Genomic DNA, 25,858 nt, shown 5'->3' with positions numbered 1-25,858 from the left:
ACACATTTTACCAGTATTTACCGCCTCTGAAAAGCTTATTCAGCTTCTTCATGGTGGTCAAGCCATGACTGAACGGCATCCATATCGAAGCCTTTGCGGTACATCCCCTGCTTAAACTTCATCGTCAATTCATAGCCAGTCGCCCGCCGGGAGTAGCGACGCCACATCTTAGCGGCCTCCCGATTCAGTAACTCGTCTTGACGTTCTGGATCATCCTGCGGGGTCACTTGGCCTTTAATCTGATCATAGATTGTCGAAGCGTATCCTTTCGTCATTAACCCCTGCCGGACTTTCTCAATTTGGCGGCGCAGTGGCTGTGACCGATAACGCCGAAACAATTTTTGCGCTAACTTAGTGGCATTCTCCTGTTGCTTTACCAAAGTAAATTGCGCTAAGGCGTCGTCAATGTCATTTTCGACAACCTTCTTAGCCCGCAGTTTCTGCCGGATCACGCCCGGCCCTTTCAGATCGGTATTCATTTCTGTTCGCACGTAAGCAGCGGCGTATTCGTGGTCATCGACCAACTGCTGTGCGCGGAGCTTTTGCAATACCGGCTCAATGAATTCTTCCGGTGTCTCTTGGTCACGCAGCTTTTTAACTACATCACTCTCCGTCCGTAACTGATGAGACAAGTAGTCCAACATCCGGGAGTAGGCTTTAGCAATCTGGTCAGCAGTTGTAATTTTGGCAATCGCTGGCTTATCCAGTTCCATCCCCTTCATTAACCGGAACTTAATCAGGACACTTTCCGCCACTGGAAAAGCATACTTGCCATCCAAGTAGACATTATAGCGACCCTGACGTTTTTGAGCCTCAATTTTGGTAATTTTTGCCATTTTTTAAAATTCACCCTTTACAAATCCATTTTTCATTCGTTGTTATAGGTGTAAGCAGTGGCCACTACTTATCAAATATCACTTATTCAAAGGAGTTTCCCACATGAACATGGTTCGTCAATTTAAGTCAGGTAAGATTCAACTCACAATGGTCAGCGAAGCGCATCCTAAAGGAATCAAGCGCACCTTTAATAACGTGATTGCTGACGTGGAGGAAGAACAAATCACGACGTTAGGTCACGCCATCGAAGCATTGTCAGGTGAACAATTCTCTGGTGCCAACATCATCAATAATGACCAAGTAACTTTTGCTTAATAGAAAGGAAGTTTACTAATATATGAAGACTTTAAACTTAACTTTTAAGGGTTCCCTCGGCAAGAAGCACTTACTCAAGCTTGCCTACGCTAAACAAGACTTGTCCGAAGCGGTGGTGCGTCAAGCAATGCAAGAAATTGCGCAGACGCACATGTTTAACAGCAAGGACGAAGACATTTACGCTGAGCCATTATCCGCTAAGTATGTTGATACAGTTTCAACCGTTATCTTCAATGATAGTAAAAAGGATAAAGCAGCCGCTTAATCTCCCTCAATAATATTCTCCCCTAAAGGGGCTGGGTTGTAGCACCCAGCCCCTTTTAAGTTATCATTTGACGATCGACTTTCGTGCTTTCTTATGTTCCGTCCGAATTAGTTTCCAGAAGTGTTCCTTCTCATGCAATTCACCATCATGAGCTTCCTGGAGGGCTGCATTCAACGCCGCCCCCATCATGATGATATAACCAGAGAAATCCAGCCATACCATCATCGCAATGAAGGCCCCAATCGTTTTGTATCCGATTACCCCTCGTGAAAAGATCACCGTGTAGAGGGCAAAAATGCGCGATAGCCACATCCAAAAGATAGACGCTAAGAAAGCCCCAATAACGGCAAAGCGCAGACCAACTTTGGCATTCGGTACGAAGTAATACAGCATTGTCAACGCCAAGAATAGAATCAAAAAGGTAATTGGCCACTTCAAGCTGGAGAACAAGGTAATGTACTTCATGTTGAAGTGGAAGATTGGCTGGAGCCACTTCAGAAATTGTTCACCAACACCGTACAGGAAAACAACCAGGAAGATGGCGATTAAAACCACAATCATCCAAATGAATGAAATCACCCGGTTACTGATCGGGTTTTGGTTTTCGGCAATTCCGTATGCATGGTTAACTGACCGCTGAAAGGCAGCGATCCCCTGACTAGTGGACCACAGCGCAATCAAGGCCCCGGTTGTCAGGATGCCACCACTTCCCCGTTGTAAGAAGTCTTGAACGAGGGGTTTAGTAAAAGAATAGACCGTTGCCGGCACAATCGTCTGCAGGTATCCTAAAATAGTGTTAGCATCCAGCCCGATCATTGGCAACAAGTTCCCTACTACCAGGAGGGCCGGGAAAACTGATAGCAACGTGTAGTATGCCAGAGTCGCCGCTGAGCTTGAAAGCTGAGCCAAGGTAAAGTGCTTAACCAGCATGGCAAAAAACGTTTTTAATTTTAGCTTGTTCTCAGCGCGCATGATGCCCTCCTTCTAAATCAATAAGACTATTATACCTTATTTTCTTTGAGCAATTTTGGCAAATGTAAAAGCCGACTATTTTACGTTTATATATAACAGAGCCGTTTGAAAGGATGTAAAGTCAGAAGAACGGCACTACGCTAAAAAAGTATCAAGCAATTGCCGAGAAGGGATTTAAAGTAAAAACACAGCCAAATTATGTTGCTAACGATCTCAAATATGGAATATATGCTTTCACTAATGATAAAGATCAATGATGGGATCCATATAATAATGCAATAATGCGCTGAAATTCACGTGGCAATTTAGAATGATTGGCGATCTCATTTATAATGATGACTACCAATTTGACTGGACCAAGTTCATGAACGCTGGGATAAAATAAATATTTGATTCATAACACATACAAAGGCCACCTAGCTAATCTTCAGCTAGGTGGCCTTCATAATTTTAAATGCTTTTATTTATCAATCCGGTTGTAATCCTTCTTCAGGTAGATAATCAGAATCAACGAACCAACCAGGTACAGTCCAGAAGCCACAAAGTAAGCCGTGGCGTATCCTTGCATTGTCTTCAATAGGTAGAATTCGGTAAAGAAGCCATCTAGAATTCCTACACCGGCAATCACTAAGGTCGTCAGTGAGGTAAAGGCTGGCCGCAAGTCCTTGTTAACCAAGAACATTTGCAAAGTATTTTGGACTGGCATAGCAGCGTTGGCAATTCCAGACCGTAAGAAGTAGGTAATGGTGACAACCACAATCAACGTCATACCAGTACCTAAGGCATGCCCTATCCCCATGATCAGCATCAATGGGATACATGCGATCGTTGAGCCAGCGACAGCGACCACCGTCCCCATCTTCTTTTCCATAAATGGTGAACAGAAGTAACCGAGGAACATAGCAGCAGTCTGAATAGTATTAATCGTTGATGTAATCCCCCGTGGAATGTGCAAGTAATTGTTCAGATAAATTGGCAGGTATGGAGTAATCAATAGTGCCCCCGCCTGGCAAATAGCAATGTAAATCGTAAAGACGATCACTGGCTTAGTACATAATTTCTTATAAGAAGACCAGTTAAACTTCTTCTTACCCTTGGCCTTGGCTTCCGCAGCCGTCGTCTTGTAATCGCTTGGTTGTTCTTTGAAACCAAAAGTAATCAAAAAAGCAATAACGTTCATGATGATTGCCACAAAAATAATGACCTTATAAGAATTGGCATAGTTGGCAAGCATCATTGACTTCATGGCATCTTGGTGAGCGGACCAAGTTGAAGCTTGGTTATAGGTTAATCCTTGAAATAGGCTGAAGAACCAGACAACCAGCTTCCCACCGAAAAAGGTCACGACCGTCTGGAAGATTAGGTTATCGGACATCACGATGGTGAATAACCGCGTCCGCACTTTCTTGGGCACATATACTGAAAACATAATTGGATACATATAATCATACAGGCCAATGGTTGTCTGTGAAATAACGTAACCAACCACAATTAGCATCGGGTTCTTGGTTACAATCGTTCCTAGCAAACCAATAATCGTAACTGGCGCTGCCGCTAACAAAATCTTCTTATACCCCATGCTGTGGACCAACAAAATGGTCAGCGACATCAGCAGAGTCGAAATGGCAGAGAAAGTATTTAACCCAGTAACCACTTTAGGAGCGACAATATCCAAGTACGATAGCAAAGCATTATTGGTAATCCCGGTAACACCACCAAGAATACCGTACACCCAAAGATAAACAATGACGTTCCGCTTATAACGCGGTTCCCAACCAGGGGTATCCAGTCCCAACAAGTGACTCATTATAGAAAGCCTCGATTCATTGTACAAAAAAAGCAAGAATGATGATCATTCTTGCTTTGAAGTAGTCGCAGTAAGAGTGTTAACCTAAAACGACTAATTTTGCTTAATATGATGCTTCTTGGCTGAAGCTTGGTAGAATGCCCATGCAACACCCGCGAAGAAAATTGGACCAGCGATTGTCCAGAAGGCTGTTTGCCAGTCATGATCCAGCATTGGTTGAATGAAGGTAAACAGGATCCCGACAATCAAAATAATTTCAACGAACCAAACAATTGTGTTCGTTAATGCCTTGTTCTTGAAGACGACGAATGGACGATCGATATCGGTCCGCTTCTTAAAGAATGGGAAGGCTCCAACTAAGAACAAGTATGGGAAACAAGTTGAAACATTGGCCATGTCGGTCAGAATAGTGTAGAACTTCTGTGCGGCAGAACCACCAAAGGCAACCAAGAAGATAATGATCGAAACAACCGTAACTTGGAGCCACATTGCATTAGCAGGCATCCCCGCCTTGTTCAGCTTAGTCAGCTTCTTTGGCCATAATTCAGGGTTAGAACCCAAGATGAAGGCCTTGATTGGTGAGTACATCAGAACAAAGAGGGCACCTAAGAACCCAAGGGCCTGTGAGAAGGCCACGATCCGGGTCATTGCTGCTCCCCATTCAAGAGCTGCGGCGTGGGAGAAGCCCAGAGCCGTTCCTAACTTAACCCCTAAGATATTAAAGAGGACATAAGTAGCGTTACCCAGGTTAGTAGTAGAAACAGCAAAGTCATGCTTGTAGTTAGCAAACCAACCAGCCATCAGGATCATGATAACGTAAGCACCAATCGTAAAGATTGAAGCAATGATCAAGCCACGTGGGAAGGTCTTTTCTGGATTCTTCATTGAATCAGTAACGGAACCCAGTGATTCCATCCCCCCGTAGGCGAAGATGGCATAAACAACGAATGAAATAATAGCAATTGGTGTCTGGAACTGCGTATTTGGTGACATCACTAAACTAGATGCACCATGGAATGGCTGTGCTAAGGCACCCTTATTGATAATCAAAACAACGATTGCGGCAATTACATAAATAATGTTAACAACCACGGTGAAGATCCCACCAAGGGAACCAACCTTCGCAATCGCGGTCATCCCACGAGAACTGAAGTAGGTACATGCGATCATTAACAGGATTCCAAGAATCCCAATCACTTCGGTTGAAGAAAGGCCCATAAACTTCCATTGTTGGGTCGTATCCTTACCAAAGATTAAGGCAGAGAACGTAATCCAAATCCGGGAAGCAGTGGAAACCATCCACACAATCCAAGAAGCTAACCAAACGAAGGTCCCGATAAAGGCCATCCGTTCACCGATTGATCCGGCCAGCCAAGAATAAATACCACCCTTGGCATCTTTGAAGGCAGATCCATATTCGGCCATCATTAAGCCGCACGGGAAGAAGAAACAAATCCCCGCTAAGGCATACCAGATAATACTACCGTAACCCATTTGCAGATAGGCGTTGGAAACATTACCAAAACCAAAGATAGCGGTAATGATCATCGTCACAAGGCCAAAGGTAGTAATCATCTTTTTATTACTACTTTGCTCATCCAATTCAAATTCCTCCTAAACAATTGCATTCTTAAATAACAATAAGAAATCCTTTAATAATTTAAGTATAATACTTTTTAGACAAAATGACAGGCCGTTGATACATTTAAATAAAAACGTCTTATAGGTTTTATGCAATTTCAGATTAAATCCGTGTATATTTATATTGATTTCAAGTTAATATCCATTTTTATGCATGATCCACTTCTGTAAAGCGGTTCCAAGATAGAGGGGGCGCGAATTGCCCTTCAGGAACGCATTATTAAAAACGGTGGCAGCTGATTTTTGTGAGCTGTCACCGTTTTCGTGTTGAATATTCATCTGGTTAACTTATTTTTATAAATTTAAAAGACAAACAAAACTTTTTTGATCATTATTTGTAAGATTGGGCAACTTCCTTGGCAATCTTGCTGTAGTGGTCAAAGTACTTAACATAGTCGTCATCGTACATGTAGTCCGCATCAGCTTCTGGATCTTGTGAAGTCAAAATCTTCGGACCCTTGTCAGTAACAACTAAGGTGTGTTCGTATTGGCAAGACCAACCACCATCAGCAGTCTTAGCAAGCCAGCCACTTGGATCAGACGTATCTGCCTTCCAAGTTCCGGTATTAATCATTGGTTCAACGGTGATCGTCATCCCGTTCTTCAGACGAAGGCCTTGTCCATGTTCACCATAGTGTGGCACCATTGGATCTTCGTGCATTGTTGGTTGAATACCGTGACCAACAAATTCACGAACATCCCCATAACCGTTTTCGTCTTCGGTGTAGTGTTGGATAACAGCACCAATATCACCAATCCGGTTACCAGGGATACATTGATCGATTCCCATGAAGAGTGACTTCTTAGTAACATCCATCAACTTTTGAATTTCAGGCTTAACTTCACCCACACCATATGACCAGCAGGAATCCGCGAAGAAACCATCAATTGAAAGAACAGTATCAACCTTAACCAGGTCACCATCCTTCAGCATCAGCTTACGCCGTGGAAAGCCGTGGCAAATTTCATCGTTAACGGAGACACAGGTAGCGTACTTGTAACCTTCGAAGCCGATTTGTTCAGCCTTGGCACCAATCTTCTTGAAGTATTCCCGGGCAAACTTTTCAATTTCCCAACTGGAGATGCCTGGCCGGATGAATTGACGGATCCCAATATGCATCCCTGCCAGTGCAGCACCGGCCTTTTCCATCGCATTAATTTCGCGTGGTGATTTTAAAGTAATCATTAATTGTTCCCCTTCTTTGATTTTTACGTTACCTAGTATAACACTTGTGTCCATCATGACGCTGAAGCATGCTATACTATTAAGCGAATAATTTGAACGGGGGAATAATAATGGCTAAAGCAATGGTTGTTTACGCCACAATTACTGGAAATAACGAGGATGTTGCGGACGTAATTACCGAAGCCTTGGAGGACCAAGGTGTCGAAGTCGATGAAACAGAAATTACGATGGCGGATGTCGCTGATTTTGATGATGTCGATATTTGTGTGGTTTGCCCATACACTTACGACGAAGGCGCCTTGCCTGAAGAAGGGTTAGACTTCTACGATGACCTAAAGGAAGCGGACTTATCTGGCAAGGTTTATGGTGTAGCCGGCTCTGGTGATACCTACTACGCCGATGACTTCTGTGTGGCTGTTGATGAATTCGGCAAAGCATTTGATAAAGCTGGTGCTACTAAGGGTGCCGAAAATGTTCATATTAACCTGGCACCGGATGAAGATGACATCAAGAAGCTAGATGCTTTTGCTAAGCAGCTCGTTGACAAGGCAGGTAAGTAATGGTTAAGCACTTATGGAATAAGTATAAGGCAATCATCGCCTACCTATTCTGGGGCGTGGTAACGACGATCGTAAACTTAGTTGTCTTTCAAATCTTGAGTCCCGGTCTCCACTGGGGGGTTATTTTATCGACCGTCCTGGCATGGGTAGCCGCAGTGCTCGTTGCCTACTTTACCAACAAGGTGTGGGTCTTTGGATCTCACTACACAACAGTGATGGATACGTTAGTAGAAATGCTGCGCTTTTTCTTCTACCGTGGCGTGACCTTAATCATCGATATTGTGATCACTTACGTTGGTATTAAAATGCTCAAGTTTGATTCACCGCTACAACAATTTATTGTTAAGTTTATTGATAACGTGATTGTAGTGATTGCTAACTACATCTTTTCAAAGTGGTTGATATTCCGTAATAATCGCGGAATAGAAAGATAGCACAAAAGCCCGTTAAAAGCCCTGTATGGCTAGCATAGTAAGGTTCTTGAGGCTTGAAAGCGCATCAAGGAACCTTACGTAGCTAGACACTAAGGGCTTAGGGCGAGGGAGCGAACCAGAAAACTGTTTTCGTATGTGAGCCCCCGCAAGGCTGATTAAGATAGTCACACCCGATTTATCGGTGTGAATGTCCAATCAGCTACTGCCCACGTTTTGACTGTGTAGCATTAGAAAAGTACATTTCGACTCAGCCACATTAAAATATCTCATTAAAAGCTCCCGGTTGACTAGGTAACTAGTGGCCGGGAATTTTTCATGTTAAGAAGTTCAAACTTAATTTAAATAAGATATTTGCTTAATTTTTAAAAGAAAAGTCCCGAAAGCTTACGAATTTAATTCAATTCTGGTAAAGTAACCAATCGTGTGTGATTCAGAATTGATTAAAGGAGTGATTATAAATATGAATACGAAACCTCAAGCAAGACAACATGTTCGTCATCCCAAACTAGCGATGGTCTCCATGCTGCTTGGTGCTTTCGTCGGGATGTTCTCAGAAACATCATTGAATATTGCCTTACCAAACTTAATCCGGGCCCTGCATGTTAATACTTCAACGATCCAGTGGTTAGTTACTGGATACATGTTAGTGATTGGGATTATTTTGCCATTATCTTCATTAATTTCGAAGTGGTTTACCACCCGGCAAATCATTATCTTCGCCCTCGCTGACTTTATCGTTGGTTCAGTCATCTCCGCATTAGGTTCAAGCTTTATGGTGGTCCTCATTGGTCGGATGATTCAAGGGATCGGAACCGGGTTGATCCTACCACTAATGTTCGCCGTGGTAATGCAGATCTTTCCTCCTCAGAAAATTGGGGCGGTAATGGGTGTTTGTGCCCTCGTCATTATGTTTGCCCCAGCAATTGGACCAACGTTAACTGGGTTAATCTTAGCTAAGTTGTCCTGGAACTGGATTTTCTGGGCATTCGTTCCCTTCTTGGCAATCGCCCTGATTTTTGCGATTACTTCATTGGAAAACGTCGGTCACTTGACCCGTCCCCACGTCGATATCTTATCCATTCTCGAGTCAGCGGTTGGCTGTTCCGGACTGGTGATTGGTGCCAGCCTATCTTCCCGTGATGGTTGGCTATCAATGCCCGTCATGATTGCGCTGATCGTTGGTGTTGTTGTTTTAGCATTATACATTCACCGGCAACTGCACTTGGATGCCCCAATCCTCAACTTGAAGGTGTTTGCTAACAAGTCCTTTGCTATCGGTTCAACCCTAGTGATGCTAGACTTTGGGATTATCTTATCCGCAATGTACCTATTACCAATGTACATTCAAAATGGTCTGCTCTTACCAGTAGCTTTGACCGGGATCATCATGCTGCCAGGGGGAATTATCAATGCCTTGACCTCCGCTTTTGCTGGTCGGATGTATGATCAAGTTGGTGCTAAAAAGCCTGCCATGATCGGCTTTGTGATTGCATTAGTTGGCGCCATCATGTTGGCATGTACAACGCCTCACTCGTCCGTTGCCTATGTCATTGCAGCCCACGTGATCTTAATGATTGGTTGTCCACTAGCAATGTCACCATCCCAGACCAGTGCTTTGAACTCATTGAGCGGAATGCAATCTGCCGATGGTTCAACCATCCTGAACACTATGCAACAGATCGTTGGTGCTTTAGCAACTGCTTTAGCCACCTCATTCCTTGAATTAGGTCGAATGGCTGGTACTGGCAATTTAGCTACTAAGTTTACTAACGGTGTTCACTGGGGAATTTACTTCACGATCGTATTGGTTGTGATCGGTATCCTCCTGACATTCTTAATGCAAGATAAGGCGCACAGTGAAGATTTGAAATAAAAATTGGATAATTTAAAAGACAGCGTTTAGAACAAAAAACTTCAAACGCTGTCTTTTTGTGTTATTTATGGGTTAGATAATCTTGAATGATCTGTAAAATCTTTTCGCTGGCATGACCATCCCCAAATGGGTTCGGGGCTTCTGCCATCTTACGATAAATCTTTGGCTTGTGGAGCAATTCAAAAACGGCTTGTTGGATGCTCGTTGGGTTCGTCCCAACGATTTTAACAGAACCCTCTTCAACTGCTTCTTGCCGTTCTGTCTTTTCACGCAAGAGAAGGACAGGCTTATGTAATGCCGGCGCTTCTTCTTGAATACTACCTGAATCAGTAATTAGAAAATCAGAACGCGCTACCAGGTTCAAGAAATCAGAATGGTTCAGCGGCTCGATCAAATGAACTCGATCTTGGTTACTTAGCACATCATCAGCCATACTAATAACTTCAGAGTTCGGGTAAACTGGATAAATTACATCAACATCGGGGTTGGTTTCCACGACATCCTTCATTGTGTGGAAGACCCGTTCCATGGGAGCCCCAATACTTTCCGGTCGTTGCATGGTCAAAATGATCAAGCGGTGGTCATCAGGAATCTGATCAAGCACTTCATTATGGAAATCAGCAGTTAACCGTTCCCGAACCGCATCAATTGAAGTATTCCCAGTCACATAGATTTGTTCAGCCGGGTGATGCTCAGATAACAAGTTATCCCGAGCACCCGTCGTCGGTGCAAAATATAAGTCTGCCAAATCATCCGTTAAACGCCGGTGCATTTCATCCGGAAATGGTGAGAACTTATCGTAGGTCCGCAAGCCGGCTTCAACGTGACCCAATGGCAAATGGTGATAGAAGGATACTAAGCTAGCTGCCAAACTAGTGGCTGCATCCCCCACTACCAACATCATATCTGGTTGACTTGCATTGATGACATTATTGAAATTATGCAGCAACTGACTGAGCTTTTCAGCAGCGTTGACATGACTAATTTCACTGGTATCCAGGTCAAAGTCAGATTTTACATTTAAAAACTTCATGGTTTGTTGCAAAAGGGATCGTCTTTCTTGAGCAGCCACAACAATTGATGGTTGCCAAGTTGTTGGATCCTTTTTCATTTGCTCAATAATCGGCGCTAATTTCAGTGCTTCAGCCCGAGTACCAAACAACAACATAATTTTAAATGGTCCGCGGATGATGATCCCTCCTTTCAAACATACTTAATTTATTGTACAACAATTGATCTCGTAGTTGAAAGACAACAAAACTCCAAAATGATTAATTTTGGAGTTGCAAATTATATTAACTTGGTTAGTTGTAATGCGACACAGTCGTAACGCGTTCAGCCTAATGTTCTACTATTACATAGTCGTAACGCGCTCGCCGGCTGTTTTCTAATGCTACTATGTCGTAACGCGTTCAGCCTAATCTCCCTATAGCTAACGACCTCCTCCTCCTCCGACGACAAGTCGTCGTTCGTTGGAGAAATCGTTAGCCTTCCGGGAGATTTTAACGGCTTCACGCTCATTTTTCATATGATCCCATCCGGAATCGAACCGGAATCGACCGCTTAGGAGGCGGATGTACTATCCAGTTATACTATGGGACCAAACCAAAGAGTATTATCGCATTTACCAGCAAAGACGTAAAGCGCTAATCCTCTTTTGAAAATTATTTCTGGGCATGCTCGCGCCGGTGCTTCAACCGAATTCCCTTATTCTTACGATTCTTCTTATGACGTTTCTTCTTTTTCGGCTTCAGTTTGCCCAAAGTGCGGTGAATCGACTTTTCGACAGTTCCTTCGGCTGACCACTGTTCTTTCTGCAGTTTCCGCGCGTTCTTCTTTCTGACGGAAACCACTCGTTGACCCTTTTCAGGCTTCTGATCGGTAATTTGGTCATGGTCAACGTAAAGATGTTCAAACTTGTAATCAGTATCCGTCAGTAAATGCTTCAAGTCACGGATATCATGATCATCACCTAAGTTAACCACTAACCCTGGTTCACCCTGGCGGCCAGTCCGACCAGAACGGTGAATGTAAGTATTGACCTCTTTTGGCAAGTCAAAGTTAATTACTGCAGGTAACTTCGGGATATCAATTCCCCGGGCCGCCACGTCCGTCGTCAGTAACAGTTTCAACTGCCGCTTTCTGAACATCCGGAGAGCCTTTTCCCGTTGCGTTTGCTTTTGCCGGCCACCTAACGTCCCGACTGGCATATGTTCATGACGAAGACGACTAGCGGCATAGTGTAATGTCCGCGTGCTGTTAAAGAATACTAATCCCCGAAAATCCTTAATACTAGTAAAGCGGCGTAGTGTAGCAGTCTTCTGTGCATTCGTCCGGGCATACATAAAGCCATGACGAACTGGCCCACGACTATGATCTTGATCACGAACATCATAAGTAACGATGTCGCGACCAAACATCACTGATAATTCCTTAAATACCGGTGACATGGTAGCAGAGAAAAATGCCAGCTGAGCACTCAATGGGGTTGCACGTTCGATATCTTCCACTACCGCCAGCGTGTCATCACGCAGCAGGTCGTCCGCTTCATCAATCATCATTGTTTGCAGGTGACCCAATTTAAGGTGGCGGTTATCCAGCATGTGGAGAACCCGCCCGGGCGTACCAACAACAACGTCAGGGTGACTGTGGAGCTTCATCACCTGTCGACGTAAGTTAGCGCCACCAGTCAGTGACTGAACTTTAACCCCAATCAAGTTAGCCCATTCACGCATGACATGGGTCGTTTGCATTGCCAATTCCTGCGATGGTGCCAGGACCAATAATTGGGTACCATCCCCAGGACTAATTTTTGGCAACAGTGGCAGTGTAAAGGCCAATGTCTTCCCGGAACCAGTCGGGGCAATTCCCAAGACCGACTTATCGTTCGTTAGGGCATCCGCCACTGCCCGTTGGATTTCTGTCGGCTGCTTAAACTCTTGTTCAAATTTTTGCTGAAATTGTTCAATCAAGTATGATCATCCTATTCTTGTTTCTGATCTGCAGGGAATTTTAATTGTGCTGATTGACGAAGTGAATACATCACGGAGTTAACAGTGTGGGCCAGGTCAAGCCACCGTTGATACTTAGCTTGTTCGTCCTTATCATCAGGATTGTTAAACAAGTCAGCGAAGTCGTTCATTTCATCAGTCATGGAGTTCTTTTCGACTGGCTGGTCAAATGGGTGCGCATTCTGGTCAGCATCATAGTAAGTAACTTTCTTGGTGTTAAAGATACTGTCGTAAACCAGGGTGTCCTTCAAGCCGTAAACTTCAGATGGCAAGTGGGAATTGGCTGTCTTACCAAAGTTCAAGGTAACGGAGAATTTATCATAATTCAGAATGGCAACTCCCTTAGCGTCAACGCCCGTCTTAGCTAAGGTTGGGAAGTAAACAACAGATGCTGGTTCACCAAACATGGTGACAGCACCGTATACCGCATAGACACCTAAGTCCATCAATGCCCCACCGGCAAAGTCCAATGTGAAGATGTTTGGATATGGCTTGTCATCAGCTAAGACCTTATCATAACGAGAAGAGTACTTCATGACGGTGATCGTGGCCCCTTGAATATGACTCTTCTTCATTTCATTAACTTTATCCAAAGCAGCTTCATACAATGGTGTGTGAATATGACGAGCAGCTTCAACTAACCGTGCCTTTGGATGGGCAGCCAACAGTGATTCAATGGCAGAAAATTCTTCTGGGTTAACAAATGATGGCTTTTCAACAATTACGAACTTGTCATTTTCAATGGCTAAACGTGCTTGTTGATAGTGGCAACTGTTTGGTGATGCAATGTAAACCACGTCAAAGTCACCATTTTCAAAGAAGCGCTGGATGTCATCGTAAAATTCAGTGGCCCCGTATGGTTGACCGAATTCCTTAGCACGATCCATCGTCCGAGAATAAACCGCGGTTAATTGATACTTACCCGTCGTCTTTGCGGCGTCCAACATTTGGTCCGTGATAATATGGGTTCCAATAATTCCTAATTTCAGCATCGTGACAACTCCCTTATCAGATATTTAGTTCATTACAATAAGTTTAACAATTATTCCTTGTTTTTAACAGAAATGAAATCTACCAATCAAAGAAATGTGTGTATAATAAACAGTGAATTAATTACTTATCACACTATTGAGGAGAATGATGGAATATGCGGAAAAAGGGCTTGTTACTTTTCGGTGCGGGTTTAATGGCTGGGCTTTCCAGTTCACTGGGGTTCAGCCACGGTCACAAAAATGTTAAGGGTAAAACTTCATTACCTATTTTTTATGCTGGTACCTGGCGTTACTACGATAAGGAACGAGACCGTTCGCATATAATCACCATCTCTCCAGAATTAAAGTTAGGAATCGACAATCATGAGATGCCAGCAACAGTTCAACAGGTTCGTGAAGATAAGTTAGTTTACCTCGATAAGTTTGGTTATCACATCACCATTCAAGCCAATGAACAGCGTCCGGTATCCTTGATCGATGAAGCAGACGACCAAGTTTATTCGATTCAACCAATGCAATAAAACAATTAAAACATTTCATCATTAAAACAGGAGGTTGCGCAAGCAGCCTCCTGTTTTTATTCTACTGCGTCGTAACGTACTCACCGAGAATGACTAGTAGCTGCACTAGGTTAGCCAGACATCTTTCTGATCTAGCTTACACTCAGTTTCGATATTTACGATACTCTGGTGTCTTGTAATTATTCATAAAGCTCAAAATCTCATCGAAGTTTTCAGAGAAGCATATTGCATCCAAGAAGCGTTGCTCAAGGAAGCCATCCTTATTCATTTCGACAAATAATTCACGAAGGTGGTCATAGAAACCATCCAGGTTATAGAAAGCAACGGGCTTTGGATTCTCACCGATTGTCATCCAGGATGTACACTGACTGATTTCTTCCAAGGTGCCAACCCCACCAGGCAAGGCTAACATCCCATCAGCCTTTTCCATCATCTTTTCCTTCCGGAGATTCATCCCCGCAACGGTTCGCATATCCTTGACCCGGGGATTGGCAACACCACGTTCTGCCAAAGATTCCGTAATAACCCCGTGGACCTCACCACCGTTATCGAGAACAGCATCCGCCAGGGCGCCCATTAAACCAAACTGGCCCCCACCATAAACTAATTCAATATCATGGTCCGCCATGTATTTGCCCAAGGCATCTGCTTGTTTAATATATTTTTCTTGGTTTCCCTTCCGTGCTCCGCAGAACACTGCCATCCGTTTAATCATCATGTTCACCTTCTAATTTTCGTAAACTTGCGAGTTGCGATTGAACCGCCGTTGCCGCAACCTTCACGGCATTTTCTTCTACTGGGTATAACTTTAATAACAATAGATTCCCCTGCCCCTGACGATTAATTAAGGTTGGGAAACTGACATAAGTATTGTACTGGGGCTGATATATTGCCAATGGCAAAGCTAGATTCTGATTTTCCAAAATTGCTTGGATAATTTGAACAACCACTCCCGCAATGCCAGCCGCATTATAATGCATCCCATGTAATGTGTACCAGTTGTTCATGTCAGCCCGAACTTTTGCCTGGTTTAAATCAACGTGATGGCCATTCAAGGACTGATCTAACGACTGGCCATTCACCTTTACTGTTGACCAGGCAAAAACCTGTTGGCCATTATGCTGACCATATACAAAGCCACTCACGTTAGCCGGAGAAAGCTGGACCGCATGGGCAACCGCTCTGCGCATATGAATTGTTTCCAGACTAGTACCAACACCAAGCACGTGCTTTGGTGGCAAAGCTGCTTTCTCTTGCAGGTATGCAGTTACCGCTTCATTCGGGTCAGCCACATTAATTAAGATTCCCGCAAATTGCTGGCTTTTCAGTTGGTCAGCAACCTGACAAGCAGCTTGTTGGTTAAAAGTCAGTTCCGCGTCGGTAGTCTGAGTTTGTAACTTGCTTTTACCAAATGCCGTTACAACGATTTCGCTATTGGCCAGAGCAGCCCAGTCCTGAATAATAATTTCTGGATAAGTATTTTGAATGCCGGCTAGGTCTGTTAAGTCAGTTTGAATTGCTAAAGCCAGGTCATCATCTTGATCAATCAATGTCAGACGATCAACCTGCCTGCCAGTTACCAGTTGCGTAGCAAGTTGGCGACCAACATGACCAAGGCCAATTATCCCAATAGAACGCATAATTACACCCTCTTAGATAGACGAAAAGGCTGTGACAATGCCCCAGCCTTTTGTTAAATTCATTAATTATTCTGCGTCAGCTTCATCCGAATCTTCCTGGAAGGCTTTGGCTTCAGGGAAGGCGTTGAGGACGAAGGCCCGCGGACCATCTGGGAAGGTAAACTCACCAGCTGCCCCATATGATTCTTGGTGGTCAGCCACTGACAGAGTAACGTTGGTATCAGCCAACTTAACGTTTACACCAAGCTCAATTGCTGCCCGTAAAATCTGTTGAACGGAATCTGAGTAGGTTTCACTGACCGCTTGCAATGGGTGTGTAAGGTTCATGTTAGCAGTGAAACGGTCGTTAGCAAGTTTCAACCCAAATGACAACAGGTTGCCATTTTCGATCTGGTCTGCTAGCTGCCCAGAGATGGTCAATGACGGATCATCAACCCGCCGTTGAACAAACTTCAATGCCATCCGGTATTCCTTCGGTGCATTAAACTCATCAACCAGTTTTTGGAGCTTATCAATCAGCTTGTCAGCTGCCGCTCGCATTTCTGGCGTTTGTTCCTTTGGTTGTTGCAGAGCAACTTCGTTATTAAGCTTCCGTGCTGCTTGCAGACGTTCGCTCAAGTTATCTGGTAATGGAGAGATAATACTATCAAGCATTAACAGTTCCAGGAAGTTGATCGTATCATCGCTAACCCCGGTTCTCGATAATGGATCCAAGTCGAATGAACGGAATTCCAAATAGTTAATTCCGTGATCCAACATTCCCTGCAGATCTTTATTATCCTGGTTATGACGACGGCAACGAACAGGGCCAAAGAATTCCTTCAAGCTGTAGTAAGTCCCATCATCCAAATATTGTTGTAGTTGGGCAAAGTGGCTTTCTAGCGAATCATAGCCAATCTGTTCATCTGGTAAGTTATCATCACCATAGTCACTCGAACGAAGACTTCGAACTGGCAGATCTAGCTTTTCTGGCAATTTCATATCTTCGGACACCGGTGAAGCACCATAAAGGTATGTAAACAACCATTGGTAAAGGACAAAGGATTGCGCGAGCTTAAAGTAAAGGTGGTTTTGGAAGTCCACTAAATTGTCATATTGGTCAGTGTAAAAACGACGGTAAAGAGTTTGAACTAATTGAGGGTCCAAACTGTAGTTAACGTGGACATCTCCCATTATTTCCTGGGTAATACCATACTTCTTCCCTAAGTAATCGTGGTTAGCTTGATCCCAAGTCTTACTATTATCAGTAATCAAGTAATCCAAGTCATGCTGATAGACCGGTGCTGGCGCCAAGCTCAATGGCCACAGCCGTTCATCCTCATGCAACTGGGAAATCATAATCTGTTCCAGCATCTTCAATTGACGAACTGCCGCTTTGGAACCAACCACTGGTTCAGTTTCAAAATCGATCATATTGTCAGTAAAGCCGGAGTTCAAATATAAATTGTGCTTTCTGGATCGTAACGCAGCTGGGTATGGGTAACGACTTGCCCGGCCGTTAGTCAGGACCCGGTGCTTCTTCGCTTCCAAGCCAAACTGCGAATTAAATAATTGTGCATTAATTTCCGGTTCATGAAAAGCTTCCCGGATTGCTGAATAACGATCAGTCATAGTATTCACCCCAATACACTTAATCTCATACCCTAAACTGTAACACTTTTGTTCACTAGTTAGCAACAGCAAGTTTGCAATAAATAAAAGCGGTACCATTCGATAGTCGAATGGCACCGCTCATTACGATACTTTACTTCTTCAAAAACTCTGGATCCTCAAACTCAGGATTTGGATAGTGGTAGAACCCTTGCCCTGATTCTTGACCAGTATGACCAGCATCAATCATCGATTTTAGTTTATCAGCAATTGTTTGATGAATGGGGTCCTTTGTAGTTTGGTAAGTATTAATTTCCATTTGATATGGTGTCCGCAGACCAACCATGTCGATAATCATGAATGGTCCCATTGGTGAACTGGTGGAAATCATCCAATCCTTATCAATTGTTTGCGGATCAGAAACACCATTTGCCCATAGTTGCATTGCCGAACCCAGCAGTGGAATCAACACTGCATTTAAGACATAACCGTGTTGTTCCTTATGGAGTTCAATTGGCACCATGCCAATCGCCCGTGCAAAGTCCACCACTTCTTGGTAAACAGCTGGATCAGTCTGATTGGTACCCATTATTTCGGCAACATTGAAGCGCCAGATCTTATTAGCAAAGTGCATGTGTAAGTACTTATTAGGACGGTCAACATATTTAACTAATTGACCAGGGATGAAGGATGATGAGTTGCTTGCAAAGACGGTCTTAGCTGGGGCAACTTCGGACAACTCAGTGTAGAACTTTTCCTTCAGGTCTAATGATTCAGGTAAAGCTTCAATCACATAATCGGCGTCAGCAACTGCCGCTTTGAGGTCGGTAGTAATATTAACAATGTTATCTAGGCCGGCCTGAAACTCCTCATCAGTCAAATGTAAATCGTGTTGATAATCTGCCTTGAGGGCATGAAGACGTTTTTCAGCTGTGTCGATATGGTGGTTATAAACCGTGACTTTGAAGCCCTTCAAAGCAATTTGATAGGCAATCTGGCTACCTAAAACACCGGCACCAGCAACGGTAATATTTTTAAATGTCATGATTGGGCCTCCCTACTTCTTCAAGAAATCTGGATCTTCAAATGCTGGGTGCGGATAGGAGTAGAATCCTTGACCAGATTCACGACCGTTCTTACCAGCATCGATCATGACTTTCAACTTGTCAGCAATGGTCTTGAAGTAGTCATTACCCCGCGTTTGGTAAAGGCCCATCATAATCTGATAAGTGGTCCGCAAGCCCACATCATCGAGCATCATAAATGGTCCAACTGGTGCACCGGTAGAAATCATCCAGTCTTTATCCACCGTTTCTGGATCAGCAACCCCCTTCACCCAGAGGAGCATTGCAGAAACTAAGAACGGAATCAATAGCGAATTCAAAACATAGCCCGGCTGTTCTTTATGAATTGGAATTGGGACCATCTTAATTTGGTGGGCAAAATCAATTACTTCTTCGAAAACAGCTGGATCCGTCTGATCAGTCCCCATAATTTCCGCAACATTGCATTTCCAAATCCGGTTAGCAAAGTGCATGTGGAGAAACTTCTGTGGACGGTCAACAAATTTAACCAGTTGACTTGGTACCATTGTCGAAGAATTACTTGCGAAAATGGTCTTGGCTAGCGCCAGTTGTGACAGCTGCTTATAAAATTCTTCCTTGATCTTAATATTTTCTGGCAAGGCCTCAATTACATAATCGACATCTTGCACAGCAGTCTTAAGGTCATCAGTGACTACAATTTGAGCAAGCGTCTGATCAAAATCAGCCTTGCTCAGGCCCAGATCAGCTTCATATGCTGGCTGTAAAGCAGCTAACCGCTTCTTAGCTGAGTCAACGTTATCGTTATATGCAATAACATGGAAGCCATTTAATGCGGTCTGGTAAGCAATCTGGCTGCCCAGGACGCCGGTCCCTGCAATCATTACATTTTTGAATGCCATAAAAACACCTTCTCTGATAAATCCATTCACTTACTACAACTTCATCGTAACATGAAAGCGCTTAACTGTTCAATACTTCACTGGTTTACAAGTAAATTAAAAGCCGCCGCTGACTTTAATAATCAACGACGACTAATTAATGTTTTGTTACCCTTTTGCCACTGGCAGCGATTGATCGCAACGTGGGCATCATCTTTAAATGGAATGTGTTCAGCTTTCAGCATGGGACCTTGGTCAATCCAGCCGGGGACTAACCGTCCATTAACCGTCACCACCCGATGGCAGGGATGTTTGCCATAACGTCCAGAATGACCCAGTGCTTTGCCGACCAAACGGGCATTCCGAGGCCGACCAATTAATCGAGCAATCTGACCATAAGTTGCCACACAGCCAGCAGGAATTTGGTCAACAACTTCCAGAATATCATGCATCATTTGTTCATCTAACTTAACCATTCCACTAACTACTCCTTGTCTCTAAAAACTTGCCCGCACATGGGCACGCTTGAGCAACATCAGCTCCTGACTAGTAGCTACACCCTTCGCCAATCTCAAAGCACAGTAGCGAATTTGCCGCATTGGTAGCCATTGATCACCAACCAGCACTTCCTCCCGCCGCTGATGAGCAGCAGGTCCAAAGCCCTTACCGGGTAAGACACGAGATAACTGCCAACTCGGATATGTGATCAGAGTGGCGGTCGGCAATTGTTGGTGCCACCGTGCATTATACTGCCAACCAGCGTCTTCCCAGTGAAAACTAATTTGCCGATAGCCAACACGGTGGTCTTCACTAAATTGAGCATTGCTGGGAATTGCCCACGGGGCCTGTTGACGGAACTTATTTTCATCCATCATAAGACTGTTTTAACCCCCATCACAATCAAGAGAATGGCAATAAAAGTTTGGATATATTTACCAGACTGGGGCTTCTTGGACAGCAAATCCATTAATCGTGGCGCCAAAATTGCCCCAATGATCGCTCCTAGCATTAAGGGAATCCCAACCGGCCAGTTAACCTGACCACTAGTCGTATGTAAAATAGCCCCTAATAGGCACATCCCAGACAGAACATAAGCAGATGTGGCAGTGGCCCGGAAAAGGTCTTCGCCTAGAATTAATAAGCCCGCCAGAATGGGACCGCCACCACTAAGACCAGCAACCCCAACCATTAATCCCGCTAAAATACCGTATAGACGGGCCGCCCACTTACCATCATGAGTCTGCTTCTTGCTATGTTTAATAAAAATCCGGCAGCCCAACCAGGTTAAAATAATACCAATGATCCATTTATACAAGGGCTTCGGAATATATGGCGAAATCAGTGCCCCAATAATAACAGCCGGTAAAGCCGCAATTAACATTTGGTTACCCAAATGAAAATCAATTTTATGCCCTCGCCAGTAGCCAATCACCCCAATCAGGATTGACGGGATGGCCGTTACTAACGATGTTGCAGCGGCTTGCGCAGGATCAAGCTGGAAGACTGCGGTTAGAACACCGAGGTAGAAGGCACCACCGCCTCCACCAAGGGCAATGATCACCGTTCCAATTAATAGTCCAAATAAAAATAGTAAAGCCACTTGCATTATTTACTGTTCGCCCCCATAGACCATTTGTATGTGCCGTCGTTCCGCTTCCATAAATGGCTGGCCAACAGGTTTAAAGCCTAATTTGGCATACCATTTTTCAACGTATTGCTGAGCGTGAATCTTAATTTGCTTATCCGGATACGTATGCTGGATAGCAGTGACAACGTGGTTTATTAGCTGTGTTCCTACACCAACTCGTCGCTTTCGCACGTCCACTACAACCCGACCAAAAGCCGCATTCTCATCATCCACTGGAAAATAACGGGCATAGGCTACTAATTGCTGACCATCCATTGCCAAAACATGGTGGGCGGTTAAGTCCTGCTGATCCGGATCAGGATACGTACTATGCTGTTCACCATTAAAGACTTGCGTTCGTAAATAATAAATGTCAAACAGCTCGCGGGTTGTCAATTCATCAAAGGTTTTATCAAGCCACTCCATCGCAATCTACCTCTTTTTATGAATATCCTAGCAACAAGCCGTCTCTAATGCTTTTTCAAACACTGGTAACCATTTTTGTTGGTAGCCAGCCCGTGTCGGATGAATAAAATCGGCCATGTATAAAGCAAATTGATCAGCCGTCAAGTCAAATGACGGCGAGTGATATAAGTCCACCGTTGCGAATGACCATTTGTCTTGAAGAGTTAAAAGCCGTTCAACCATTTGCCGATATAATTCATTATGGTAACGCGGGTTTGTATATACCAAAATAGGAACGTCCCAACGTTGCCGGACCGTCGCTAAAATTGTTTCAATAGCTCCTGTAATCGTATAAGGATCATAATGATGACTAATGCTAATGGTGCCTAATGGTCCAGCAGTGCCTTTCGCATCATTTGTTGATAGTTGTAAGACGAAGGCATCTAATGGAGCATTTGCCGGAATATTTTGCAAACGCGATACATATGAATCATGCGGGGTAAACACCCCACGGTCGACTAACGTAGTGCCAGATAAGGTCTCCTTAAAGGGAATAATGCTATCCTGCTTAGCTAAATAATCGACAAACGATTCCCCTAAGCCCCCAAAGCCAGCAGTAACCGAACTGCCGAGAAAGGCAATGTGCTTTCCGGCAAGTGGCGATGGTTTGGTTGGCGTATGGTGAACACTATACTGAACATCGTTACCAGGCAACTGGCTGAATCGTTTTAATAGTGGAATAATTTCTGACTGCCGATCACCAAAGTTAGTTAAGTCTCGTTGTAAAGTCTGCACAGCAGTAGTTGAAAGGTCCTTTTCGTGCTGTAAGTGAGTTAAAAAATGATTATCCATGTAATTGTCCTTCCTATATTATGGTTGATCTTACAGCAATGATCAGGTATATTGCAATTCTAAAATAAAAATGGCTGAGATACCCCAGCCATTTAGTGATTAGCAATCATGTGTTCCACTGTATTCAGTTTTTACTGGTTCGCTAATATCCACTACTTCAATATTATCAGTCAGTGTCTTAGTCGGACTAACTAATGGCATAGTGAAGTGTCGAGGGTCAAAGCGGATTTCCATCTGATCTTCAAATTGAATATTGGCATACAGTTCACTCTTAATATAGATATCACCAATGTTAGAACTAACTTTCTCATCAAAGTCTGGCAAGTCAACATCTTTATTCACAAAGATTAAACGATAATTAGCCTCCAAATTGCAATTGCCAATAGCTGAAAATGGCCCCACGCCATCATCAAAGTCCAGCACAATTTGCTTATCAGGGCTCAGATACTTCTTAATTCGGTTTAATGCAGCATCCGTTACAGTTAATGTCTTCATCCTCAATTCCCCCTTAACGATTTGATACTTTCAGTTTACTCACTTTTAGTAAGAATAAAAGTAATTTGCTCATGAATTATTCATCTATTATTTGGCGAACCCGCTGCCGCAGGTCAGGCAATACCTGTTGTGCAAACCACGGATTCCTTTTTAACCATATTTGATTTCGTGCCGAAGGATGGATAATTGGAAAATATTGGGGTAAATACCGTCGATAATTCTTAACAATTGTCGTTTCTTTCACCGAGCGTGGCAAATGCAGGTAAGCATGACTAGCATATGTCCCAATTAGAACTGTTAATTGCAAATGGGGCATGAGTTTCAGTAGTTGAGGATGCCATTTAGGGGCAAATTCTGGTCGTGGTGGTAAATCACCATGACGACCTTTTCCCGGGAAATAAAAATCCATAGGCATGATAGCCACCTTGCCAGAATGATAGAACTCATCCCTCGTAAGGCCTAACCAATTACGAAGACGGTCGCCACTACGATCATCCCAAACCATTTGTTGTGCTTGGGCTTGCCGACTAGGCGCCTGAGCAATGAGGTTGATCCGCGCAGTAGCCATTGCTGAATATAAAGGATTAATCCCTTCTCGGGTAAATTGCTGATTTGCAGGATCATCAATGATGGCCTGACGGATTTTGAGAAATGTCATTAGGCTTACCTCCCCATCGAATTGATTTAGCGTGATTGACTTTTATTTTATAATAAAGATGTTAGGAGGAATGACCAATGAAAACAACAATCTTTTTATTCCATCCCGATATGCAGCAATCGCGGATTAATCAAGCTTTAATTGATCATCCCGGAGTAGACGTGCGGGATGAATATGCCCTGTATCCACATGGTGATATTGATGTTTCAGCTGAACAAGCCGTCTTAAAAAATACTGACCGGGTTGTGTGGCAGTTCCCCTTATACTGGTACAGCTGTCCATCCCTCTTGAAAAAGTGGGAAGACCAAGTACTCGCATATGGCTGGGCGTATGGTCCCCACGGTGATGCCTTGCACGGTAAGGAATTACAACTAGCAGTCACTGTTGGTGGTCAAGAAGCCGATTATCAACCTGGGCGCCGTCAAAGCCACACCATTGATGAGTACTTGTCTCCTTTAATGCAGACTGGAAAATATACCGGAATGAAAGTACTGAAGCCATTCGTTATCTTTGATACTTTTAACATTAGTGATGCCGACTTAGCCAAAGCAGCCGCCAAATATCGACAGGTGCTTAAAAATTAATTAAATAAAATGGCGACAAGCTATTACACTTGTCGCCTTGGTCGTCTTAATGATTAGCAATGTAATCAAGCAGTGTGTACATTACCTGCTTGTTTTCAGCCGGAACGCCATGCGCAATAATCTCTGCCGGAGTTTGGTGAAGGTCATTATGGTCGAGCGGATAAGTATTGTCATTGACTGCCATCTCACGAACATTGTCCGCTAAGGGCTCAAAGTGAAATTGTAAGCCAATCACATTATCACCCAGCAGGAAGCCTTGGTTCTTCACTAAGTCACTGGAAAAGAGTAGTTGGGCCTGATCTGGAATGGCAAACATCTCTTCGTGCCAATGCAGAGCGATTACTTGTTCCGGAATTCCCGGGATCGCATCAGTTTGACGATAAACTGGTGCCCAACCGACTTCCTTGTGAGGGGCCTTACCGATCTGGTAGCCCAGAGTCTTGGCAATCTGCTGACCGCCAAAGCAAGCGCCAAAGATTGGCTTATGGTGGTCCAATAATTGCTGGATGAGGACCCGTTCTTGTTTAATCCACGGCAGGTCATCGTTAGGACTCATTGGTCCACCCAGGATAATCAGCATATCTGTCTCGTCAGCGGTTGGCAAATTACCAAATTGATAAGGATGGTAAATATACATTTCATGGTGACGATCGTGTGACCAACTCTGAATTGCGCCGGGGCCTTCGTTTGGCGTGTGTTGCAAAACATTGATTCTCATTAGATATCCTTTCTATCTACGGCAATGTTGTGCTAGGTATCGCCTGCAAGTACCTAAGATGGCATTATTTTACCACAGATTAATCCATTAATATTGAAATTAGCTTGGAATGAGGAGATTAGCGATGAAATTATCAGTATGGGAACTTTATCAGAAAATGTTCAACCACATGGGGGCCGTTGGGAATTGGCCTGGTGAAAACAAAACCGAAATATTGATTGGCGCTATTCTAGTTCAGAATACTAACTGGACAAATGTCGACTACGCCCTCGACAATCTGCGTCCCTTAACGCATTTTGACCCGCAAAAATTAATGGCAATCGATAACCAGCAACTTCAGGAACTGATCCGGCCGGCAGGCTTCTATCGTAATAAGTCAAAAGCTATTCAAACAATTCTCCAGTGGCTGGCACCCTTTGAATTTAACTATGATCAAGTGGCCGCCCACTATGGGGATGACCTCCGAACTGAGCTGCTGGCTCTACGCGGAATTGGTAATGAAACCGCTGATGTTCTCTTAACATTTGTTTTTGATATGCCACGAATGATTGCTGATAACTATGCGCGGCGGTTATTCAGTCACTTAGGCGTTCCTGACCTCCACCGCTATCAAGATTTAGCACGGGTGTGCCACCTCGATCACCACTTTACCGCTAAAGAAGCCCAGCAATTTCATGGGTTGATTCTTGAATTTAGTAAAAAATACCTGCGGCGTAACAACGAGCACTTTGCCGAAAGCTTCTTAGCCGGTGATACCGTTCAACTTTAATGAAAATTAAAAGAGGATGAAAAAAACATTCCTGCTTTTTCTCATCCTCTTCAATGTTACTAATAGTATCGAACTTACCAAGTCTAATCGCGGGAATTAACCAGAGCCTTCGAGGCTAACTACAAACAATTCTGGTAATTCTATCACCATTTATTGTTCTAGGTTAGTCCACCAGGCTCTTG

30 protein-coding genes and 1 tRNA gene are annotated in these 25,858 nt (G+C 43.8%); 8 read left to right on the top strand and 23 right to left on the bottom strand.

Annotated features, from left to right (window positions below):
* Positions 1 to 35: 35 nt before the first annotated feature.
* On the bottom strand, positions 36 to 836 hold the full coding sequence (recX, locus tag FD27_RS07675; RefSeq protein ID WP_057752237.1) for a recombination regulator RecX: 801 nt from the start codon (positions 834 to 836) through the stop codon (positions 36 to 38).
* Between the two features lie 103 nt (positions 837 to 939).
* On the opposite strand from recX, the gene FD27_RS07670 reads away from it, so the two are divergent.
* Positions 940 to 1,152 (top strand): DUF1659 domain-containing protein, encoded by a 213-nt coding sequence (locus FD27_RS07670; protein WP_057752234.1) that lies wholly within the window; start codon positions 940 to 942, stop codon positions 1,150 to 1,152.
* Positions 1,153 to 1,174: 22 nt separating this feature from the next.
* Complete coding sequence (locus tag FD27_RS07665) at positions 1,175 to 1,417, top strand: DUF2922 domain-containing protein (protein ID WP_057752231.1); 243 nt, start codon at positions 1,175 to 1,177, stop codon at positions 1,415 to 1,417.
* A gap of 63 nt (positions 1,418 to 1,480) precedes the next feature.
* Here the strand turns inward: FD27_RS07665 and FD27_RS07660 are convergent, their stop codons facing one another.
* The 5 genes from FD27_RS07660 to map form a co-directional block, all read right to left on the bottom strand.
* Positions 1,481 to 2,389, bottom strand: coding sequence for a YihY/virulence factor BrkB family protein (locus FD27_RS07660; RefSeq protein WP_057752228.1), 909 nt, complete (start codon positions 2,387 to 2,389; stop codon positions 1,481 to 1,483).
* Positions 2,390 to 2,849: 460 nt separating this feature from the next.
* Complete coding sequence (locus tag FD27_RS07655; RefSeq protein ID WP_057752226.1) at positions 2,850 to 4,196, bottom strand: MFS transporter; 1,347 nt, start codon at positions 4,194 to 4,196, stop codon at positions 2,850 to 2,852.
* Positions 4,197 to 4,289: 93 nt separating this feature from the next.
* Complete coding sequence (gene yjeM, locus FD27_RS07650; protein ID WP_057752222.1) at positions 4,290 to 5,798, bottom strand: glutamate/gamma-aminobutyrate family transporter YjeM; 1,509 nt, start codon at positions 5,796 to 5,798, stop codon at positions 4,290 to 4,292.
* 174 nt (positions 5,799 to 5,972) lie between these two features.
* Positions 5,973 to 6,116 carry a hypothetical protein gene (locus tag FD27_RS08745; protein WP_157055094.1) on the bottom strand — a complete coding sequence of 48 codons (144 nt, stop codon included), beginning with the start codon at positions 6,114 to 6,116 and terminating at the stop codon, positions 5,973 to 5,975.
* A gap of 52 nt (positions 6,117 to 6,168) precedes the next feature.
* A complete protein-coding gene (gene map, locus FD27_RS07645; RefSeq protein ID WP_057752220.1) occupies positions 6,169 to 7,023 on the bottom strand; it encodes a type I methionyl aminopeptidase in 855 nt (284 codons plus the stop codon).
* Between the two features lie 110 nt (positions 7,024 to 7,133).
* Between map and FD27_RS07640 the strand changes: the two genes are divergently transcribed.
* The 3 genes from FD27_RS07640 (at position 7,134) to FD27_RS07630 (ending at position 9,890) form a co-directional block, all read left to right on the top strand.
* Entirely contained in the window at positions 7,134 to 7,583 is a 450-nt protein-coding gene (locus tag FD27_RS07640) for a flavodoxin (RefSeq protein ID WP_057752217.1), read from the top strand.
* The gene (locus FD27_RS07635; protein WP_057752214.1) at positions 7,583 to 8,017 is read left to right on the top strand and encodes a GtrA family protein; all 435 of its coding nucleotides are present in this window, start codon (positions 7,583 to 7,585) and stop codon (positions 8,015 to 8,017) included. Before FD27_RS07640 ends, FD27_RS07635 begins: the two co-directional genes overlap by 1 nt.
* Positions 8,018 to 8,477: 460 nt before the next feature.
* Positions 8,478 to 9,890 (top strand): DHA2 family efflux MFS transporter permease subunit, encoded by a 1,413-nt coding sequence (locus FD27_RS07630; protein ID WP_057752211.1) that lies wholly within the window; start codon positions 8,478 to 8,480, stop codon positions 9,888 to 9,890.
* 61 nt (positions 9,891 to 9,951) lie between these two features.
* On the opposite strand, the gene wecB is transcribed toward FD27_RS07630, so the two are convergent.
* From wecB to FD27_RS07610, 4 genes are all read right to left on the bottom strand, one after another.
* Complete coding sequence (gene wecB, locus FD27_RS07625; protein WP_057752360.1) at positions 9,952 to 11,079, bottom strand: non-hydrolyzing UDP-N-acetylglucosamine 2-epimerase; 1,128 nt, start codon at positions 11,077 to 11,079, stop codon at positions 9,952 to 9,954.
* 340 nt (positions 11,080 to 11,419) lie between these two features.
* Positions 11,420 to 11,492, bottom strand: a tRNA-Arg gene (locus FD27_RS07620).
* A 62-nt stretch (positions 11,493 to 11,554) separates the two neighbouring features.
* The gene (locus tag FD27_RS07615; RefSeq protein WP_057752208.1) at positions 11,555 to 12,862 is read right to left on the bottom strand and encodes a DEAD/DEAH box helicase; all 1,308 of its coding nucleotides are present in this window, start codon (positions 12,860 to 12,862) and stop codon (positions 11,555 to 11,557) included.
* 11 nt (positions 12,863 to 12,873) lie between these two features.
* Positions 12,874 to 13,893 (bottom strand): Gfo/Idh/MocA family protein, encoded by a 1,020-nt coding sequence (locus FD27_RS07610; RefSeq protein ID WP_057752205.1) that lies wholly within the window; start codon positions 13,891 to 13,893, stop codon positions 12,874 to 12,876.
* A 155-nt stretch (positions 13,894 to 14,048) separates the two neighbouring features.
* Here FD27_RS07610 and FD27_RS07605 point away from each other — a divergent pair, with 155 nt between their 5' ends.
* Positions 14,049 to 14,414 carry a DUF4828 domain-containing protein gene (locus tag FD27_RS07605; protein ID WP_057752202.1) on the top strand — a complete coding sequence of 122 codons (366 nt, stop codon included), beginning with the start codon at positions 14,049 to 14,051 and terminating at the stop codon, positions 14,412 to 14,414.
* Between the two features lie 142 nt (positions 14,415 to 14,556).
* Here FD27_RS07605 and FD27_RS07600 read toward each other — a convergent pair whose 3' ends face one another.
* The 12 genes from FD27_RS07600 to FD27_RS07545 all read right to left on the bottom strand — a co-directional run bounded on the left by FD27_RS07600 (position 14,557) and on the right by FD27_RS07545 (position 23,605).
* Positions 14,557 to 15,129 carry an LOG family protein gene (locus FD27_RS07600; protein ID WP_057752199.1) on the bottom strand — a complete coding sequence of 191 codons (573 nt, stop codon included), beginning with the start codon at positions 15,127 to 15,129 and terminating at the stop codon, positions 14,557 to 14,559.
* Complete coding sequence (locus FD27_RS07595; protein ID WP_057752196.1) at positions 15,122 to 16,054, bottom strand: lactate/malate family dehydrogenase; 933 nt, start codon at positions 16,052 to 16,054, stop codon at positions 15,122 to 15,124. The genes FD27_RS07600 and FD27_RS07595 overlap by 8 nt, the downstream gene beginning before the upstream one ends.
* A 66-nt stretch (positions 16,055 to 16,120) precedes the next feature.
* On the bottom strand, positions 16,121 to 17,665 hold the full coding sequence (locus FD27_RS07590) for a glutamate--cysteine ligase (RefSeq protein WP_057752194.1): 1,545 nt from the start codon (positions 17,663 to 17,665) through the stop codon (positions 16,121 to 16,123).
* A gap of 133 nt (positions 17,666 to 17,798) precedes the next feature.
* Entirely contained in the window at positions 17,799 to 18,689 is an 891-nt protein-coding gene (locus tag FD27_RS07585) for a 3-hydroxyacyl-CoA dehydrogenase (protein ID WP_057752191.1), read from the bottom strand.
* A 12-nt stretch (positions 18,690 to 18,701) separates the two neighbouring features.
* Complete coding sequence (locus FD27_RS07580) at positions 18,702 to 19,589, bottom strand: 3-hydroxyacyl-CoA dehydrogenase (protein WP_057752189.1); 888 nt, start codon at positions 19,587 to 19,589, stop codon at positions 18,702 to 18,704.
* Between the two features lie 122 nt (positions 19,590 to 19,711).
* Positions 19,712 to 20,044, bottom strand: a complete 333-nt coding sequence (locus tag FD27_RS07575) for an MGMT family protein (RefSeq protein WP_057752186.1) — start codon at positions 20,042 to 20,044, stop codon at positions 19,712 to 19,714.
* 21 nt (positions 20,045 to 20,065) lie between these two features.
* Positions 20,066 to 20,443 (bottom strand): hypothetical protein, encoded by a 378-nt coding sequence (locus tag FD27_RS07570; protein WP_057752183.1) that lies wholly within the window; start codon positions 20,441 to 20,443, stop codon positions 20,066 to 20,068.
* Positions 20,440 to 21,174 carry a sulfite exporter TauE/SafE family protein gene (locus FD27_RS07565; protein ID WP_057752181.1) on the bottom strand — a complete coding sequence of 245 codons (735 nt, stop codon included), beginning with the start codon at positions 21,172 to 21,174 and terminating at the stop codon, positions 20,440 to 20,442. The genes FD27_RS07570 and FD27_RS07565 overlap by 4 nt, the downstream gene beginning before the upstream one ends.
* A gap of 3 nt (positions 21,175 to 21,177) precedes the next feature.
* Positions 21,178 to 21,621: a GNAT family N-acetyltransferase gene (locus FD27_RS07560; protein ID WP_057752177.1), complete on the bottom strand. Its 444-nt coding sequence runs from the start codon at positions 21,619 to 21,621 to the stop codon at positions 21,178 to 21,180.
* A 27-nt stretch (positions 21,622 to 21,648) separates the two neighbouring features.
* Positions 21,649 to 22,452 (bottom strand): SGNH/GDSL hydrolase family protein, encoded by an 804-nt coding sequence (locus FD27_RS07555; protein WP_057752174.1) that lies wholly within the window; start codon positions 22,450 to 22,452, stop codon positions 21,649 to 21,651.
* Between the two features lie 99 nt (positions 22,453 to 22,551).
* Positions 22,552 to 22,947: an iron-sulfur cluster biosynthesis family protein gene (locus FD27_RS07550; RefSeq protein WP_057752171.1), complete on the bottom strand. Its 396-nt coding sequence runs from the start codon at positions 22,945 to 22,947 to the stop codon at positions 22,552 to 22,554.
* Between the two features lie 76 nt (positions 22,948 to 23,023).
* Positions 23,024 to 23,605: a uracil-DNA glycosylase family protein gene (locus tag FD27_RS07545; RefSeq protein WP_057752168.1), complete on the bottom strand. Its 582-nt coding sequence runs from the start codon at positions 23,603 to 23,605 to the stop codon at positions 23,024 to 23,026.
* A gap of 77 nt (positions 23,606 to 23,682) precedes the next feature.
* On the opposite strand from FD27_RS07545, the gene FD27_RS07540 reads away from it, so the two are divergent.
* Positions 23,683 to 24,189 carry an NAD(P)H-dependent oxidoreductase gene (locus tag FD27_RS07540; protein ID WP_057752166.1) on the top strand — a complete coding sequence of 169 codons (507 nt, stop codon included), beginning with the start codon at positions 23,683 to 23,685 and terminating at the stop codon, positions 24,187 to 24,189.
* 46 nt (positions 24,190 to 24,235) lie between these two features.
* Here the strand turns inward: FD27_RS07540 and FD27_RS07535 are convergent, their stop codons facing one another.
* Entirely contained in the window at positions 24,236 to 24,907 is a 672-nt protein-coding gene (locus FD27_RS07535) for a type 1 glutamine amidotransferase (RefSeq protein ID WP_057752163.1), read from the bottom strand.
* 124 nt (positions 24,908 to 25,031) lie between these two features.
* Between FD27_RS07535 and FD27_RS07530 the strand changes: the two genes are divergently transcribed.
* The gene (locus FD27_RS07530) at positions 25,032 to 25,676 is read left to right on the top strand and encodes an endonuclease III domain-containing protein (protein ID WP_057752160.1); all 645 of its coding nucleotides are present in this window, start codon (positions 25,032 to 25,034) and stop codon (positions 25,674 to 25,676) included.
* The last annotated feature ends 182 nt before the right edge of the window (positions 25,677 to 25,858 follow it).

It is taken from the genome of Limosilactobacillus frumenti DSM 13145 (assembly GCF_001436045.1).
Classification (GTDB): Bacteria; Bacillota; Bacilli; order Lactobacillales; family Lactobacillaceae; genus Limosilactobacillus; species Limosilactobacillus frumenti.
This window is presented reverse-complemented; position numbering and strand designations above follow the sequence as displayed.

What these genes read in the sequence shown, in the direction of transcription:
- FD27_RS07600 (WP_057752199.1), bottom strand. Translation starts at nt 15,129, where the DNA reads ATGATTAAACGGATGGCAGTGTTCTGCGGAGCACGGAAGGGAAACCAA.
- FD27_RS07605 (WP_057752202.1), top strand. Translation starts at nt 14,049, where the DNA reads ATGCGGAAAAAGGGCTTGTTACTTTTCGGTGCGGGTTTAATGGCTGGG.
- FD27_RS07535 (WP_057752163.1), bottom strand. Translation starts at nt 24,907, where the DNA reads ATGAGAATCAATGTTTTGCAACACACGCCAAACGAAGGCCCCGGCGCA.
- FD27_RS07575 (WP_057752186.1), bottom strand. Translation starts at nt 20,044, where the DNA reads ATGGTTAAGTTAGATGAACAAATGATGCATGATATTCTGGAAGTTGTT.
- FD27_RS07665 (WP_057752231.1), top strand. Translation starts at nt 1,175, where the DNA reads ATGAAGACTTTAAACTTAACTTTTAAGGGTTCCCTCGGCAAGAAGCAC.
- FD27_RS07545 (WP_057752168.1), bottom strand. Translation starts at nt 23,605, where the DNA reads ATGACATTTCTCAAAATCCGTCAGGCCATCATTGATGATCCTGCAAAT.
- recX (WP_057752237.1), bottom strand. Translation starts at nt 836, where the DNA reads ATGGCAAAAATTACCAAAATTGAGGCTCAAAAACGTCAGGGTCGCTAT.
- FD27_RS07630 (WP_057752211.1), top strand. Translation starts at nt 8,478, where the DNA reads ATGAATACGAAACCTCAAGCAAGACAACATGTTCGTCATCCCAAACTA.
- FD27_RS07580 (WP_057752189.1), bottom strand. Translation starts at nt 19,589, where the DNA reads ATGGCATTCAAAAATGTAATGATTGCAGGGACCGGCGTCCTGGGCAGC.
- FD27_RS08745 (WP_157055094.1), bottom strand. Translation starts at nt 6,116, where the DNA reads ATGAATATTCAACACGAAAACGGTGACAGCTCACAAAAATCAGCTGCC.
- FD27_RS07570 (WP_057752183.1), bottom strand. Translation starts at nt 20,443, where the DNA reads ATGATGGATGAAAATAAGTTCCGTCAACAGGCCCCGTGGGCAATTCCC.
- FD27_RS07585 (WP_057752191.1), bottom strand. Translation starts at nt 18,689, where the DNA reads ATGACATTTAAAAATATTACCGTTGCTGGTGCCGGTGTTTTAGGTAGC.
- FD27_RS07560 (WP_057752177.1), bottom strand. Translation starts at nt 21,621, where the DNA reads ATGGAGTGGCTTGATAAAACCTTTGATGAATTGACAACCCGCGAGCTG.
- FD27_RS07530 (WP_057752160.1), top strand. Translation starts at nt 25,032, where the DNA reads ATGAAATTATCAGTATGGGAACTTTATCAGAAAATGTTCAACCACATG.
- FD27_RS07610 (WP_057752205.1), bottom strand. Translation starts at nt 13,893, where the DNA reads ATGCTGAAATTAGGAATTATTGGAACCCATATTATCACGGACCAAATG.
- FD27_RS07655 (WP_057752226.1), bottom strand. Translation starts at nt 4,196, where the DNA reads ATGAGTCACTTGTTGGGACTGGATACCCCTGGTTGGGAACCGCGTTAT.
- FD27_RS07660 (WP_057752228.1), bottom strand. Translation starts at nt 2,389, where the DNA reads ATGCGCGCTGAGAACAAGCTAAAATTAAAAACGTTTTTTGCCATGCTG.
- FD27_RS07635 (WP_057752214.1), top strand. Translation starts at nt 7,583, where the DNA reads ATGGTTAAGCACTTATGGAATAAGTATAAGGCAATCATCGCCTACCTA.
- map (WP_057752220.1), bottom strand. Translation starts at nt 7,023, where the DNA reads ATGATTACTTTAAAATCACCACGCGAAATTAATGCGATGGAAAAGGCC.
- FD27_RS07555 (WP_057752174.1), bottom strand. Translation starts at nt 22,452, where the DNA reads ATGGATAATCATTTTTTAACTCACTTACAGCACGAAAAGGACCTTTCA.
- FD27_RS07670 (WP_057752234.1), top strand. Translation starts at nt 940, where the DNA reads ATGAACATGGTTCGTCAATTTAAGTCAGGTAAGATTCAACTCACAATG.
- FD27_RS07595 (WP_057752196.1), bottom strand. Translation starts at nt 16,054, where the DNA reads ATGCGTTCTATTGGGATAATTGGCCTTGGTCATGTTGGTCGCCAACTT.
- FD27_RS07550 (WP_057752171.1), bottom strand. Translation starts at nt 22,947, where the DNA reads ATGAAGACATTAACTGTAACGGATGCTGCATTAAACCGAATTAAGAAG.
- FD27_RS07540 (WP_057752166.1), top strand. Translation starts at nt 23,683, where the DNA reads ATGAAAACAACAATCTTTTTATTCCATCCCGATATGCAGCAATCGCGG.
- FD27_RS07565 (WP_057752181.1), bottom strand. Translation starts at nt 21,174, where the DNA reads ATGCAAGTGGCTTTACTATTTTTATTTGGACTATTAATTGGAACGGTG.
- FD27_RS07590 (WP_057752194.1), bottom strand. Translation starts at nt 17,665, where the DNA reads ATGACTGATCGTTATTCAGCAATCCGGGAAGCTTTTCATGAACCGGAA.
- FD27_RS07640 (WP_057752217.1), top strand. Translation starts at nt 7,134, where the DNA reads ATGGCTAAAGCAATGGTTGTTTACGCCACAATTACTGGAAATAACGAG.